16 protein-coding genes are annotated in these 14197 nt (G+C 67.4%); 6 read left to right on the top strand and 10 right to left on the bottom strand.

Annotated features, from left to right (window positions below; all coding sequences use genetic code 11):
• Window positions 1-8: 8 nt before the first annotated feature.
• The gene (locus OR37_RS09360; RefSeq protein ID WP_004618627.1) at window positions 9-1400 is read left to right on the top strand and encodes a CBASS cGAMP synthase; all 1392 of its coding nucleotides are present in this window, start codon (window positions 9-11) and stop codon (window positions 1398-1400) included.
• A 181-nt stretch (window positions 1401-1581) separates the two neighbouring features.
• Here OR37_RS09360 and OR37_RS09355 read toward each other — a convergent pair whose 3' ends face one another.
• Entirely contained in the window at window positions 1582-1875 is a 294-nt protein-coding gene (locus tag OR37_RS09355; RefSeq protein WP_004618626.1) for a hypothetical protein, read from the bottom strand.
• Window positions 1876-2153: 278 nt separating this feature from the next.
• Complete coding sequence (locus OR37_RS09350; RefSeq protein WP_004618625.1) at window positions 2154-2468, bottom strand: hypothetical protein; 315 nt, start codon at window positions 2466-2468, stop codon at window positions 2154-2156.
• A 273-nt stretch (window positions 2469-2741) separates the two neighbouring features.
• Between OR37_RS09350 and OR37_RS09345 the strand changes: the two genes are divergently transcribed.
• Entirely contained in the window at window positions 2742-3998 is a 1257-nt protein-coding gene (locus tag OR37_RS09345; RefSeq protein ID WP_235046562.1) for a serine hydrolase domain-containing protein, read from the top strand.
• A gap of 39 nt (window positions 3999-4037) precedes the next feature.
• On the opposite strand, the gene OR37_RS09340 is transcribed toward OR37_RS09345, so the two are convergent.
• Together OR37_RS09340 and cobT are read right to left on the bottom strand one after the other, a co-directional pair.
• Window positions 4038-5126 (bottom strand): esterase-like activity of phytase family protein, encoded by a 1089-nt coding sequence (locus OR37_RS09340; RefSeq protein WP_004618623.1) that lies wholly within the window; start codon window positions 5124-5126, stop codon window positions 4038-4040.
• Complete coding sequence (gene cobT / locus OR37_RS09335) at window positions 5123-7069, bottom strand: cobaltochelatase subunit CobT (protein WP_004618622.1); 1947 nt, start codon at window positions 7067-7069, stop codon at window positions 5123-5125. The genes OR37_RS09340 and cobT overlap by 4 nt, the downstream gene beginning before the upstream one ends.
• Before the next feature lie 143 nt (window positions 7070-7212).
• On the opposite strand from cobT, the gene OR37_RS09330 reads away from it, so the two are divergent.
• Complete coding sequence (locus tag OR37_RS09330; protein ID WP_004618621.1) at window positions 7213-7395, top strand: DUF1328 domain-containing protein; 183 nt, start codon at window positions 7213-7215, stop codon at window positions 7393-7395.
• Window positions 7396-7532: 137 nt separating this feature from the next.
• On the opposite strand, the gene OR37_RS09325 is transcribed toward OR37_RS09330, so the two are convergent.
• Window positions 7533-8717 (bottom strand): DUF3089 domain-containing protein, encoded by a 1185-nt coding sequence (locus tag OR37_RS09325; protein WP_004618620.1) that lies wholly within the window; start codon window positions 8715-8717, stop codon window positions 7533-7535.
• Window positions 8718-8862: 145 nt separating this feature from the next.
• On the opposite strand from OR37_RS09325, the gene OR37_RS09320 reads away from it, so the two are divergent.
• A complete protein-coding gene (locus OR37_RS09320) occupies window positions 8863-9807 on the top strand; it encodes a hypothetical protein (RefSeq protein ID WP_004618619.1) in 945 nt (314 codons plus the stop codon).
• On the opposite strand, the gene OR37_RS09315 is transcribed toward OR37_RS09320, so the two are convergent.
• From OR37_RS09315 to groES, 4 genes are all read right to left on the bottom strand, one after another.
• Complete coding sequence (locus tag OR37_RS09315; RefSeq protein WP_035017161.1) at window positions 9804-10118, bottom strand: hypothetical protein; 315 nt, start codon at window positions 10116-10118, stop codon at window positions 9804-9806. The genes OR37_RS09320 and OR37_RS09315 overlap by 4 nt on opposite strands.
• 41 nt (window positions 10119-10159) lie before the next feature.
• Window positions 10160-10291 carry a hypothetical protein gene (locus tag OR37_RS22080; protein ID WP_004618617.1) on the bottom strand — a complete coding sequence of 44 codons (132 nt, stop codon included), beginning with the start codon at window positions 10289-10291 and terminating at the stop codon, window positions 10160-10162.
• Window positions 10292-10558: 267 nt separating this feature from the next.
• Window positions 10559-12202 carry a chaperonin GroEL gene (gene groL / locus OR37_RS09310; RefSeq protein ID WP_004618616.1) on the bottom strand — a complete coding sequence of 548 codons (1644 nt, stop codon included), beginning with the start codon at window positions 12200-12202 and terminating at the stop codon, window positions 10559-10561.
• Window positions 12203-12258: 56 nt separating this feature from the next.
• The gene (gene groES / locus OR37_RS09305; RefSeq protein WP_004618615.1) at window positions 12259-12549 is read right to left on the bottom strand and encodes a co-chaperone GroES; all 291 of its coding nucleotides are present in this window, start codon (window positions 12547-12549) and stop codon (window positions 12259-12261) included.
• A 174-nt stretch (window positions 12550-12723) separates the two neighbouring features.
• Here groES and OR37_RS09300 point away from each other — a divergent pair, with 174 nt between their 5' ends.
• The gene (locus OR37_RS09300) at window positions 12724-13107 is read left to right on the top strand and encodes a VOC family protein (protein ID WP_004618614.1); all 384 of its coding nucleotides are present in this window, start codon (window positions 12724-12726) and stop codon (window positions 13105-13107) included.
• 17 nt (window positions 13108-13124) lie between these two features.
• Window positions 13125-13550 (top strand): DUF4345 family protein, encoded by a 426-nt coding sequence (locus OR37_RS09295; protein WP_004618613.1) that lies wholly within the window; start codon window positions 13125-13127, stop codon window positions 13548-13550.
• Here OR37_RS09295 and OR37_RS09290 read toward each other — a convergent pair.
• Window positions 13547-14059 (bottom strand): methylated-DNA--[protein]-cysteine S-methyltransferase, encoded by a 513-nt coding sequence (locus tag OR37_RS09290; RefSeq protein ID WP_004618610.1) that lies wholly within the window; start codon window positions 14057-14059, stop codon window positions 13547-13549. The genes OR37_RS09295 and OR37_RS09290 overlap by 4 nt on opposite strands.
• Between the last annotated feature and the right edge of the window lie 138 nt (window positions 14060-14197).

Raw genomic sequence — 14197 nt, 5'->3', positions numbered from 1 at the left:
GTTCCACCATGGGCAACGCCGCCAGCTTGTTTTTCAGCACCACCACGCCGACCGAATGCCTGGACTGGCGCATCCGGCCTTCCGACGAGCAGTACGACGCTCAGAAGGAGCGCTGGAACGACCTTGCGAGCTACCTGCTTGCGGACCTAAAGGAACGATCAGGGTACACCCTCTCGTCCTGGCTTCAGGGGTCATACAAGTTCGGCACCCAGGTGCGGCCGCCTAGCAAATTCGAAGAGTTCGACATCGACCTCGGCGTGTACTTCAACTGGTTGGGCACGCCCTTCGACGGGGGTCACAAGCCCTCCGAGCTCAAGGACTTTGTCCAGGCTAGCTTGGAGGCCTACGTGGAGGATAGTGAGAACGACGCGGAAGGCGTTTCGGCTCCGAAGCCGCGTTGCAATCGTATCCACTTTGCGGACAACTTCCATATTGACGTTCCGTCGTACCACCTAGACCGGGACCGCGATGCGCGCGCTCTGGCAACTCAGGAAGATGCCTGGGAACCGAGCGATCCGAAGGCCTTCTACGGATGGTGGAAAGACACGATCAGCGACAGTGACCGCCCTCGGGTCCGCCGCTTGGTGCGATACCTCAAGATGTGGGCCGCACTAGCCTTCGAGGCGGAACACCGACCCTCTTCCATCATGCTTACCGTTCTCGCGGCGCAAGGGTACGTTACCCTCGACGTGGAAGGCTTCAGCGGCGACGATGAGTATCTTCGCGCGGTGGTGAACGCCGCCCTGTCGCGACTTCGCCGAAACCCGGCCGTAGCCAATCCCGTCGACACGACAGAGAACCTCAACCGCCTTTCGAAAGAGCGTTCAGACGCGTTCGTTGCAGGGCTCGACGGACTGCTGTCGACGGCGGATCGCGCGCTGGCGGCCCCCACAAAATCGCAGGCCGCCGACATCTGGGCGGAAGCATTCCATCATTTCTTCCCTGTCCCGCCAGAAGAAGAGATGCTCACGGAAATGGCCAGGGCGCTAACGCCGGTGCTCTTCGTCCCCGAAGTACACGTCGAGGCGACGGCTCCGAGCGGTCCAGTGAGAACCATCCGGGGGCTCAACAGCATCGGCCCGCTGCCGAAGAACTCCTCTATCGAGTTCACTCTCGCCAACGCCCACGAGCTGCCCGCCGGCTCCATCGTCACCTGGACTGTCCGCAATGAGGGCAAGGAGGCAGAGGAGGAGAACGACCTTGGGCACCCAGTGGGCGTCGGCCTTCGGGCTGAAGAGAACGCGGCCTACACGGGAAGACATTTCATGGACGTCGCGGTGCGTCGAAACGGTGTGCTCGTTGGCCACCGGCGGGTTCCCGTCACAATTTACGGCCTGCGCATGCCGAAGCGGAATTCGGCCCGGCCCGGCTGGGTCAAGTTTCGGCAAAAGAGGCGTTAGGCGCCCAAGCGGGGCGGATGGGAGCGACGACGGCTTCGAATGGCCGGCGGTAAACCGGTCGTTGTGAATGTCGCCGCCGAGATCAAAGATCTCCCCCAAAGTCCCCCTCACCGCAAAAAGCAAAACCCGCCGCGACCTCTGCCGCGGCGGGTTTTGAACGCTTGGTACTTTGGATCGCGGCTTAGCGGGCCGAGATGGCGCCCGAATTGGCCGTGTTGTAGGCGGTCAGGGCCGGGTTGTTGATCTTGGCGACCGCGTCGTTGACCGAGGCGCGGATGCAGGCCGGGTACAGGTAGCCGGCCAGGGCTTCGCCACGAACGTCGTGCCAGCAGACCGACGAGGCGGCCTTGACGATTTCGGCGTGGACTTCGGCGGCCGACTTGCCGGCGACCTTGACGCGCATTTCAGCGGCCGAAGCCGGGGCGGCGACGGTCAGGGCGAGGGCCGAGGCGGCCATGGCGATGGTGCGGATCATTTCGATGCTCCGAAAGGGGGTTGTGAGCAACCACCTCCAGACGCGTTCCTCTGACGATCCGGCCAAGGTCTGAACGCCCGCCTGCGTCGTCGTCATCGGCTATAGCGACGTTTGTGTGACTGATCAACGATTATGTTGCGCTGCACCCTAAATGGGGACGGTCGCGCCAAGCGCGCGCGAAAAGCCGTCATCGGCGGCGCCAGGCCGATCAAACCGGCGGCAAAAAGCCCTCGGGTCGCGAGTCCCGAGGGCTATGGCCGTCGCGGTTTTGAGCGACCTTAGCGCGACGAGACGCGCATGAGATAGGTGGCGCGGCCCTGGGCCTTGTCATAGGCGACCAGATCGCGGCTGTGGGCGCGGCGGACGGCGTCGCGGGTGACTTCGCGCACGCAGTAGGCGGCGAAATCGGTCGGAACGGCGGGGCCGTCGGCCAGATCCTGCTGGCACAGCTGCTTGGCGGCTTGGACGATGTCGGCGTGGACGGCCGGGGTCGAGCGACCGGCGACCTTGACGGCGATCTCGGCGGCGCTGGCCGAGGTGGCGGCGGTCGTGGCCATCAGGGCCGAGATGGCGATAACGAGCAGACGGATCATGTGGGTAGTCCCGGAAAGGAGGTTGGGTTCAACCGCCTCCCGGCGCGTTCCTCTGACGGCCCCCGGGTCTCGCCTCGTCGTCCGTCGCTGTCAGAGATGCATGACAACGTTGTCTGCTGCAAGTGCGAAAGCGCCACTTCGACGAAAAAATGTTAGCGGTAACATATCGTTGCCAACGAAACCAATTCGGGGCGGCCTCGCACCCCGCCGGCCCCCGCGCGCTCGGCCCTTGAAATAGGGTCGCCAGCACGCGAGACTTTCCCGACGGCCTTATTGGAAACCGAGATGAGCTCTTCTGGACCGACGTTCGCGCGGCGCGCCTTGCTGGCCGGATCCGCGGCGCTGACCGTCGGCGGCGGGGCGACATCGGCCCGCGCCCGTCCGCCAGCCCGGTGCTTGGACGAGGATGCCGCCTGGATCCCGTCGGACGACTTGGTTCAGGAGCTTCCGCGCTTCATGCGCATCGCCGGGGTCCCCGGCGTCGCCATCGCGGTCATCGATAGCGGAAAGCTCGCCTGGAGCCGCGGCTTTGGCGTGAAAAACGTTCTCACCCGCGACCCGGTGCGGGAGGACACGTTGTTTGAAGCCGCGTCCATGACCAAGCCGGTCTTCGCCTATGTCGTGATGCGGCTGGTCGATGAGAAGCGCCTGGACCTCGACACGCCGCTCGTCGCGTATCGCCGGCCCGGGTATCTGGGTGATGATCCGAATCTGGAACGGATCACGGTCCGGCACGTGCTGGCGCATTCGACCGGCTTGCCCAACTGGGCCACCGGACCGCTCGTGACGAGCAAGGCGCCGGGAACAAGCTACACCTATTCGGGCGAAGCCTTCGTCTGGCTCCAGTTGGTCGTCGAGTCGATCATGGGCATGGGCCTTGGCGACGTGATGCGGGCCAAGCTGTTCGAGCCGGCCGGCATGTCTCACAGCGGCTTCGGCTGGGACGAACGGATCGCCAGGTCGGCGGTCTTTGGCCATTCCGAGCCTCCGGAGGGCGAGGAGACGCTTCCGCCCCAGCCCACGCGCGAGCTGGGCGACCGGCTGCTTGGGGTCGCTTCGCGGTGGCGCAAGCCGATCGCGTCATGGACCTACGAAGAGTCGATCGCGGCGATGCGCGAGATCGACCCAAAGACGGCGCCGTCGACGCACGATCTGCTGGTCAATTCGGCCGGCGGGCTCCTGACGACGGCGTCCGACTACGCGAAGTTCATGCGGCTGATGATCGACCGGCCGACACGGGCGGACTGGGAGATCAGCGATGCTTCGCGGCGAGCGATGCTCACCCCTCTGCTCGACATCCGCGGGCGCGACATTTCGCGCGGACTGGGTTGGGAACTCGAACAATCCTCGGCGGGCCCGCTGTTCCAGCACAGCGGCAGCAATTACGGGATCTTCAAGACGCTGGGCGTCGGCGACGCCCGCCGCGGACGCGCGATCGTCGTCTTCACCAACGCCGCGAACGGCAATGCGCTCGCGGCCCGGATCGTTCGGGAGGCGACGGGGATCGACCGGCTGAAGTCCCTGATCTAGTCGGCTTATCCTCGTCCCCTCGCGGCGGGGTCGACGCCCCTAGCGATGTCCGCGCTTCTTCTTGGCCGGCTTGGGCGGAAGCGGCGGCGGGCTTGGCGGGGCGACCCAGTCGAAGGCCAGCAGCAGGGTGCGCTGGTTGTTCCCCACCGCCTGATCGTCCGAAACCAGATAGAGCCGCGTCCCGCCCGACGGGGAGCGGGTCAGGGCCAAGCCCTCGAAATTGTCGCGGATCAGCGACCCTTCCAGATGCAGGGCGGCGGTGATGCGCTGCTGGGCGGCCGGCTTGGTGGGGTCGGAGATGAAGCGGACGATCGCGCGCCAGCCCCGGATCGGGTCATAGCCGCGATGCAGGGTGGCGACCGCGCCGCCTCCGAAGGCGGCGAAGCCCGTCAGGCCCCAGGTGAAGTCCGGGCCCGACTGCGGCGGCGCGGACTGGCAGGCGCCGGCCAGGCGGCACAGCCAGACCTCGCCCTCCTCGCCGCCCACCAGATAGGCGTCCGGACCGGCGGCCGGGTAGGCCGTCAGGGCCTCCATGCCCTCGTTGTCGGGAAAGACGGTGGCGGGTTTGGGAACCGGGCGCGGCGTCCCCCAGCTTCCGTCGGCCTGGGTCGGATAGAGCCAGATGCGGTGGTTGCGCTCGAAGCTGACCAGGCGATCGCCATTGGGCAGTATGGCCAAGCCTTCGGCGTCGGTCTGCGTCTTGCCGCCCTGGATCGGCTGGCCGTCCAGGCCTTTCAGCGGCCACAGCTTGCCGTCGGTCAGGCCGGTCAGGCGGCCATTGGCGTCCAGCTGAAGCTTGGCCTCGAAGACATCGCCCTCGTCGGTGATCGCCGTCAGCTGGCCGTCGCCGCCGATGGCCAGGTCCGACAGGCCGTGCAGCCGGCTTGTGCTCGTGCTGGTCAGCACCAGGCCGCCGGCGTAGGTGAAGCCGCCGTCGACGGTGACGCGGGCGGGGTTGGAGGCGTCCAGCGGCGCGGGCGTGGCGGTGACGCTGATCTCCGGCCCGGCCTTGACTGGCGCGGGCGGCGTCTGGACCACCGGCGGCGGGCGCTTGGGCGTGCACTGGGTCGCGAAGCCGGACAGGCCGCCGATCAGCGCGAAGACCAGCGCCGAGCGCGGTCCGATCACGCCGGAACCTTGCCGGACTTGGCGGACTTGCCGACCTGAGAGGTCTGGGGCGTCACGACCGGTGGCGGGGCCAGCAGGCCGCGCGTGCGGGCGATCTGGCGCGGCTCTTCCTCGAACAGGGCCGCCAGCTGCTCGACCAGCACCCCGCCCAGCTGCTCGACGTCGACGATGGTGACGGCGCGGCGGTAGTAGCGGGTGACGTCGTGGCCGATGCCGATGGCGATCAGCTCCACGGGGCTCTTGCCCTCGATTTCAGCGATGACCTGGCGCAAGTGACGCTCCAGATAGTGGCCGGAATTGACGCTCAGGGTGGAGTCGTCCACCGGGGCGCCATCCGAGATCACCATCAGAATGCGGCGCTGTTCGGGCCGGGCGATGATCCGCTGGTGCGCCCACATCAGGGCTTCGCCGTCGATGTTTTCCTTCAGCAGGCCCTCGCGCATCATCAGGCCCAGGTTCTTGCGAGCCCGGCGCCAGGGCGCGTCGGCGGCCTTGTAGATGATGTGGCGCAGGTCGTTCAGCCGGCCCGGGGCGGGCGGCTTGCCGGCCTTGATCCATTCGTCGCGGCTGGTCCCGCCCTTCCAGGCCCGGGTGGTGAAGCCCAGGACCTCGGTCTTGACCCCGCAGCGCTCCAGCGTGCGGGCCAGGATGTCGGCGCAGATCGCCGCCACCATGATCGGCCGCCCGCGCATCGAGCCGGAATTGTCGATCAGCAGGGTCACGACCGTGTCGCGGAATTCCTGGTCTTCTTCCTGCTTGAACGAGAGGGGCGCGGTCGGGTCGATGATCACCCGCGTCAGGCGGGCGACGTCCAGCATCCCTTCCTCGAGGTCGAAGGTCCAGGCGCGGTTCTGCTGGGCCAGGAGGCGGCGCTGCAGCTTGTTGGCCAGCCGCGAGACGACGCTGGAGAGGGCGGTCAGCTGCTGGTCCAGATAGGCCCGCAGCCGCGTCAGCTCCTCCGCGTCGCACAGGTCCTCGGCGTCGACGACCTCGTCGTGGGCCGTGGTGAAGATCTTGTACTGCGGCTCGCCGCCCTGCGACTGGCCGCTGTCGGGACGGGCCGGCTTGGCGCCGTCGCCCATCTCGGGCTGCTCGTCGGACTCGTCGGGCTCGCCGTCCTGGTCCGATTGGACCATCTCCTCGTCGCCGGCCTCGGTCTCGCGGTCCGAGGCCTCGCTCTCCTGGGGCTGGGAGCCCTCCGGCTGCTCGCCTTCGCCCTCGCCCTGATCCTCGTCGGCGTTTTCGGTCGGGCTTTCGTCCTCGTTACCGTCGTCCTCGTCGGCGCTCTCGGTGGCGTCCGACATCTCCTCGCCCAGGTCGAGGTCGCGCAGGATGTCGCGGGTCACGCGGGCGAAGGCGGCCTGATCGTCGATCGAGGCGGCCAGGCGGTCCAAGTCCTTGCCGGCTCGGGCCTCGATGTCGCTTCGCAGGATATCGACCAGCGCCTTGGCGCCGTCCGGCGGGGCGTCGCCGGTCAGGCGCTCGCGGACCAGCAGGCCCAGGATCTCGGCCATCGGGGCGGACTGGCGGTCGGTGGCGACGGCGCGGGTCAGGCCCTGCTTTTCCAGCCGCGCCTCGAGGGCGGCCGTCAGGTTGGCGCGGACGCCGCCCAGGGCGTTGGCGCCGATGGCCTCCAGCCGGGCCTGCTCGATCGACTCGAACGCCGCCTGGCCGTCGGGCGAGGCCGGACGGGCGCGGGCGTGGGCCATCGGGTCGTGGTGGGCCAGGCGCAGGGCCATCTGGTCGGCCAGACCCCGGATGCGGGCGGCCTCCTTCGAATTGAGGTCGCGCGGCGGGTGAGGCAGCACGGCGCGGTTGCCCAGAAGCTGCGGGCCGTCCCCCGAAAACACGACCTCCAGGTCTGGCGTCTCGGCGAGCGAGCGCGCGGCGTGCGCCAGCGCGCGCTTGAAGGGTTCGGTCGGGCTTTCGGGCTTGGACGCCATGGCTTCCGAGTTAGCGGCCCGCGCGGGCGAAAACAAGGAACGGCGTGCGCGGAAGGAACGTTGATTTTCCGACGGCGCCGCTAGGGCGCCGCCTTTGGGATTTTCCGCCGGCGCCGCTCACGCGCCTTCGAGAGGAAACGCAAATGCTGAAATGGGCCATCATTCTCGCCGTCGTCGCCCTGATCGCCGGGGCGCTGGGCTTTACCGGCGTCGCGGGCGCGGCCGCCGGCGTCGCCAAGATCCTGTTCTTCCTGTTCCTGATCGGCTTCGTGATCATGCTCGTGCTGGGAACCACGGTGTTCAAGGCCGTGACCGGGCCGAAATAGGTCCGACCGACTTCCTCCCCCGCGATGCGGGGGAGGTGGTCCAGAGGACCGGAGGGGGCGAGCTCGGCATATGTCCAGTTAGCTCCTCAGCCGCTTCGCGACATCTCCCCCGCGTCGCGGGGGAGCATCCCGCGCGCTCACTTCGCCGCGTATGCCGCCGCCTGCCGATCGACGAGCGCCACCAGATCCCCCATCTCCAGGTTCACGTCGATCAGGTGCAGGCCCCAGTCCTTGAGCACCGCGCCGCCCACGACGACGTCGCCCGTGATCTCGTCGGTGCGCGGGTCGGCGGGATCGGCGTTCACCTTGACCGACAGATAGGTGAAGCCGCGCTCGCTGGCGCAGCGGGCGGACAGCAGGCCCGGCAGGGCGACGAACGGCGTCGTCACCGTCACGCCCGTGGCGAACGGCTTGGGCGCCTGGCCCGAGACCGCGCCGAAGCCCTTGGCGCTCAGATACGACCGAAGCGGAACCTCCTCGGTGGAGGCCTTGCCCGCCAAGAGGGCGGCGGGGTTCACGCAGCCGGCCGCATGGCCCTGCGCGTCGGTCACGCCAAACCGGCTGTTGGCCGGCGGCGGGCTGGTCTCGCGGAACGAGACATAGGTGACGATGCAGCCGGCCTGGTCGGCCTTGGCGCACAAGGGGATCGAGCCGTACTGGCCATCGACGACCGGCGTGGTCATGCCCAGGATCAGGGCCGAGATCATCCGCTTCTGGGCCGGCTTGCCGTCGATCTCCTGCTTCAGCAGGGTCTGCAGCACCCGTGAACCCTGGCTGTGGCCGATCAGGACCACGCCCCTTGCCTTACCATCGGGCCCCTTGTTCTCGTGGGTCAGATACCAGGTCCAGGCGTCGCGCACGTCGCCATAGGCCAGGGCGCCGTCGCCGGGCGAGGGCTGGCCCATCATCACCGCGCGCAGGGCCGCCAGGGTCACCTGGCGGTACATCGGCGCGAAGACCCGACACTTGCTGGTAAAGCGCGCCAGCTGCTGCTCGACCACCATGCGCTCAGAGGCGGTGACGGTCATGTCGCTGTTGCCGGTCGGCTGGGCCGAGACCGTCGGATAGACGTAGAAGCAGTCATAGGCCGGCGCGGCGGCGGGCTTGAACGTCTCGGTCGCCGTCTTGCCGTCGGCCTGGACGATGGTCGTGGTCTGGTCGACGGCGCAGGCGTCCTGGCGGCCGGGCCAGCACAGCCAGTTCTCGGTCTTGCCGTAGTCGTTGGGCGCGGGGGCGGGCGCGGCGGCGGGCGTCTGGGCCAGGGCTCCGCTTCCCGCGGTCAAGGCCGCCGCCAGGGTCCAGGCGAGCCACGTCGTCTTCATCGGTTCCTCCCTGGCGTTCAAACGCCCGTTTCGAGCGAGCATGTCCAAAACAGACGCGATCGCCAAGGGGCTTTGGCGCGGAGGTTGCGAAACACCGCCCAATCGTTCCGCTCTGGGACAGTGAAGCTTTGCGACGGAGTGGTCGATGACGCTCAAGACCCTGCTCCTTGTCGGCGCCGCGACGGCGCTGGCGAGTGTTTCGGTGATCCAACCGGCCTTGGCCGACGGCTTTCCCGGCGCGCCGGTTCGTCACGCGGCTGTCCCGAAACGGCACGCGCCCAAGCCGCGGGTCAGGATCGTCTATGTCGACCGCCCGGTCGTCGTGGAAAAGAAGGTCACGGTCTATGTGGACCGCCCGGTGACCGTCGAGAAGGTCGTCGAGAAGCCGGTGATCGTCGAGCGGCCCGTCGTGGTCGAAAAGCGCGTGGACGTGCCGGTCGAGCGGATCGTGGAAAAGCCGGTCTATATCGACCGTCCCGTCGATCGGATCGTTGAAAAGCGCGTCGAGGTCCCGGTCGAACGCATCGTCCAGGTTCCGGTGGAGAAGATCGTCGAGAGGCCGGTCTATATCGATCGGCCCGTGGATCGGATCATCGAAAAGCCCGTCGAGCGGATCGTCCGGGTTCCGGTCGAAAAGATCGTCGAGAGGCCGATCTATATCGATCGTCCCGTCTATGTGGATCGCCCGCCGCCGCCTCGGTGGTCCTGCGATTGCGGCCCGGAGACCCGCGAGGAAAGCCGCGAGCGCTCATCCTACGAGGAGAGCCACGAGAGCGTGTCCTATAGCGGCGGATACGCCGTGTCGCGCTACGGGGTCGGGGGCGGCTGGAATCCCACGGCCGCCGGATCCAGCGGCTGGGGTTACGCCGTCGAGCCGCCGCCCCTGCCGATGGGCTATGTCGGCCGGCCGTCGGGCGGACGCGGCGGCGGCTATGTTGGCGGCTACGCGGGCGGGTATGTCGGCGGCTCCGCATCGGGCTCGGCCTCGGCGAGCGCGTCGGCCTCCTCGTCCGTCTCGGCGTCGTCATCGGTCCATGTCGGCGGCGGCCAAAGCGGCGGCTGCGGCGGGTGCGGGGGCAGCCGGTACTAGAGGTTCAACCAGCGGCGGGGGTGCTTGTCGCCCAGGGCGCGGGCCTCGCCCGGCTTGAGGCCCAGCTCGCGCATCCGGTAGGCGACGATCTCGCGCAGGGCCTCGACGGGCTCCTGGCCGGCCACCGGACTGGACGCCACGGGGCCGGCGTTCATCGCCAGATCCACGGCGGTCCATTCGGCCTGGGCGCGATCGGCCTTGCCGACGGCGAAGTAGTGGCGGACAGGCGCCCGCTCGCCCGCGATCTCGACCATCACGCCGATGACCCAGCCTTGAACGATCATGTCGGCGTCGGGGCGCTGGCGGAACATGAGGCGCATGTAGCGCCGGCTGGCCTTCGCCGAAAGGGGCCTTAGCCGATCAGCTGGAACGCCGCCTGGCTGACCAGACCCAGAACCAGCCAGGCCGACAGCCCGGCCACGACCACCACCGTCTTGGACATCCGCCGCCTGCGATGGGCGGGAAGGAAACGCACGAACGACATACACGCCTCCATGCCTGGAACCTTGAGCGGCAGGTTAACGCCGCCGGAGGTCTTTGGATGCGTGACCATTCGCCCGTCACGGGAAGTTGAGGGCGCCGTGACGCGCCGTGTTCGGAGCAAAGAAAAAGGGCGGAGCCTCGCGGCCCCGCCCTTCATTCATTCAGCGCCTAGGGCGACTTTATGGACTTCTTAGAAGTCCATGTCGCCGCTCTGGATCGGCTGGGCCGATCCAGATCTCTTTGGGAGATGGGCGACTTTATGGACTTCTTAGAAGTCCATGTCGCCCATGCCGCCGGGCATGCCGCCCGGAGCGGCGCCGGCCGAAGCCTTCTTCGGGGCTTCGACGATGGCGGCTTCCGTGGTGATCAGCAGGCCGGCCACCGAGGCGGCGTTCTGCAGAGCCGTGCGGACGACCTTGGCCGGGTCGATGACGCCGTCGGCGACCAGGTCGACATATTGCTCGGTCTGGGCGTTGAAGCCGAACGAGCTCGAGGCGTTTTCCAGGATCTTGCCGACCACGATCGAGCCTTCGACGCCGGCGTTCTCGGCGATCTGGCGGATCGGCGATTGCAGGGCGCGACGGACGATGGCGATGCCAGCGGTCTGGTCGTCGTTGTCGCCGGTGACGCCGGCCAGGGCCTTGGAGGCCTTCAGCAGGGCCGTGCCGCCGCCCGGGACGATGCCTTCATCGGCGGCCGCGCGGGTCGCGTTCAGGGCGTCGTCGACGCGGTCCTTCTTTTCCTTCACCTCGACTTCGGTCGAGCCGCCTACGCGGATGACCGCGACGCCGCCGGCCAGCTTGGCCAGACGCTCTTGCAGCTTTTCCTTGTCGTAGTCCGAGGTGGTGTCCTCGATCTGCTTCTTGATCTGCGAGATGCGGGCTTCGATGGCTTCCTTCTCACCGACGCCGTCCACGATCGTGGTGTCGTCCTTGGTGATCGAGACCTTCTTGGCGCGGCCCAGCATGTCGAGCGAGACGTTCTCAAGCTTGATGCCCAGGTCTTCGCTGACGACTTGAGCGCCGGTCAGGATGGCGATGTCTTCCAGCATGGCCTTGCGGCGGTCGCCGAAGCCCGGAGCCTTGACGGCGGCGACGCGCAGGCCGCCACGCAGCTTGTTGACGACCAGCGTGGCCAGGGCCTCGCCTTCGACGTCCTCGGCGATGATCACCAGCGGACGGCCCGACTGGACGACGGCTTCCAGCACCGGCAGCAGCGGCTGCAGCGACGACAGCTTCTTTTCGAACAGGAGGATCAGCGGCTCTTCCAGCTGAACTTCCATCTTGTCGGCGTTGGTGATGAAGTACGGCGACAGGTAGCCGCGGTCGAACTGCATGCCTTCGACGACGTCGAGTTCGGTCTCGGCGGTCTTGGCTTCCTCGACGGTGATGACGCCTTCGTTGCCGACCTTGTCCATCGCCTTGGCGATCATCTCGCCGACTTCCTTGTCGCCGTTGGCCGAGATGGTGCCGACCTGAGCGATTTCAGCGTTGGTCGTGACCTTCTTCGACGAGGCCTTGATGTCCTCGACGGCGATGGCGACGGCCTTGTCGATGCCGCGCTTCAGGTCCATCGGGTTCATGCCGGCGGCGACCGACTTCAGGCCTTCTTGCACGATGGCTTGAGCGAGCACGGTGGCGGTGGTGGTGCCGTCGCCGGCCTTGTCGTTGGTCTTGCTGGCGACTTCACGGATCATCTGAGCGCCGAGGTTCTCGAACTTGTCGGCCAGTTCGATTTCCTTGGCGACCGAGACGCCGTCCTTGGTCGTGCGCGGAGCGCCGAACGACTTTTCGATGACGACGTTGCGGCCCTTCGGACCCAGGGTGACCTTCACCGCGTTGGCGAGGACGTTGACGCCGCGCAGCATCTTGTCGCGCGCGTCGGAGGAGAAATAGACGTCTTTGGCGGCCATTTTAGGTGCCTTTCTGAAAAGAGGTTAGGGGAAGAAAGCGCTCGGGAGCGGGAGGCTTAGGCCTCGACCACGCCCAGGACGTCGCTTTCCTTCATGATCAGCAGGTCCTGACCGTCGACCTTCACTTCGGTGCCCGACCACTTGCCGAACAGGATGCGGTCGCCAGCCTTGACGTCCAGGGCGACGATATCGCCCTTGTCGTTGCGCGCGCCGGGGCCGACGGCGACGACTTCGCCTTCTTGCGGCTTTTCCTTGGCGGTGTCGGGGATGATGATCCCGCCCTTGGTCTTGGTTTCTTCTTCGACGCGCTTCACGAGGACGCGGTCGCCCAGGGGACGAAACTTCATTGTGGTTCTCCGTCGGAACGGTTTCTGTAAAGGCTGCGCTGGACCGGGGAGCGGGCTGTTAGCAGTCGCTCCCATCGAGTGCCAACGTCGGGCGTGAGTTAAGTAGGGCCTCGACGGGAGTCAAGGACGGCGCCCGCGAACTTTTTTTGGCGCGGTTAACGCGGGAGGGCTTCGATGTACGACCACATGGGTCTGGGCGTGGCGGATTACCAGCGATCCACGGCCTTTTATGACGCCGCCCTGGCGCCGCTGGGCATTCGCCAGCTCTATGTCGTGCCCAGGGAATTCACCGGCGGCGTGGACGTGGTCGGCTACGGCGTCCAGCGGCCGATGTTCTGGATTTCGGGCGCGGATCCGACACGCGGCAAGCTGCACGTCGCCTTCGCGGCGGAAACCCGCGCCCAGGTCGACGCCTTCCACGCGGCGGCGCTGAAAGCCGGCGGAAAAGACAATGGTCCGCCAGGACTTCGCCCGCATTACGATAAGGACTATTACGGCGCGTTCGTTCTGGATCCGGACGGTTTCAACGTCGAGGCCGTCTGCCGCGCGACGGAGTGAAGGGGAGCCCCCTAGGCATGTCGAACTATGTCCTGTCGCTGTTCCTGGCGGTCCTGGCCTGCGTCATTGGCGGAACCCTGGGCGGGATGATCCTGGCGCGGCCGCAGATCATGCTGGAGCTGGCGGGACTGGCCGACGAGGACACGCCCAAGCCGCCGCTGTTCGCCGAGGGGCGCGCCCTGGGCGGCGTGCTGATCGCCAGCCACGGGGTGACGGCGCTCTATCTCGGCTATCAGCCCCGGATCGGCGCGGCCATGGCCCTGGTGCTGGCCATCGCCTGGCTGGGCGCGGCGGCGGGCCGGGCCGCCTCCCTGGCCCTGGACGGCGCGGAGGCGCGGTTCAATCTGGGCTCGATCGTCTTCAACGCCCTGATCGGTCTGACCCTGACCCTGCCGTCGTTCCAGGTCGGCCGGATCATCGTGCGCGGGATGAACCTCGTTTAAAGCGCCCCCTCGTGGGCGAGCAGCCAGCGCTTGCGCTCAATTCCGCCGCCATAGCCGGTCAGCGCGCCGTTCAGGCCGATCACCCGATGGCAGGGGACGACGATGCCGAGCGGATTGGCGCCATTGGCGTGGCCGGCGGCGCGGACGGCGGCCGGGCGGCCGACGCGGCGGGCGAGTTCCGAATAGGTGATCGTCTGGCCCGAGGGGATCTGGGTCAGCGCCGTCCACACCGCTTGCTGGAAGGCCGTGCCGTTGGTCGCCCAGGGAAGGGTGTTCAGCGCCGCGAACGCGCCGCCGAAATAGGCCGACAGGGCCTCGCGGATCGCGATGGGCGCCGCGCCCGGCTCAGGACGCAGCCGGCCGTAGTGGATCTTCAGCAGGCGATCAAGGCGATGCGCGTGGTCATCGAAATCCAGCGCCCGCAACGCGCCCGTCTCGTCGGTGACGATCAGCAGTTCGCCGATCGGCGAGGGCGCGCGGTCGAGGACGAGGCGGGCGGGACGACTCATGCGGCGATGGTCGCGCGAGCGGATCAGGTTGTCCGCCCGGAATTTGCGGTTTGCCTAGAGCGTGACGCCGACAGTGGGAACCGGTTTCGGCGTGAGTCACGCTCTAAGTATTTGATTTAGAGCCTCCAGTCTACTCGT

Origin of the sequence: Caulobacter vibrioides OR37, from assembly GCF_000372645.1 — a bacterium.
Taxonomy (GTDB): Bacteria; Pseudomonadota; Alphaproteobacteria; order Caulobacterales; family Caulobacteraceae; genus Caulobacter; species Caulobacter vibrioides_E.
This window is presented reverse-complemented; position numbering and strand designations above follow the sequence as displayed.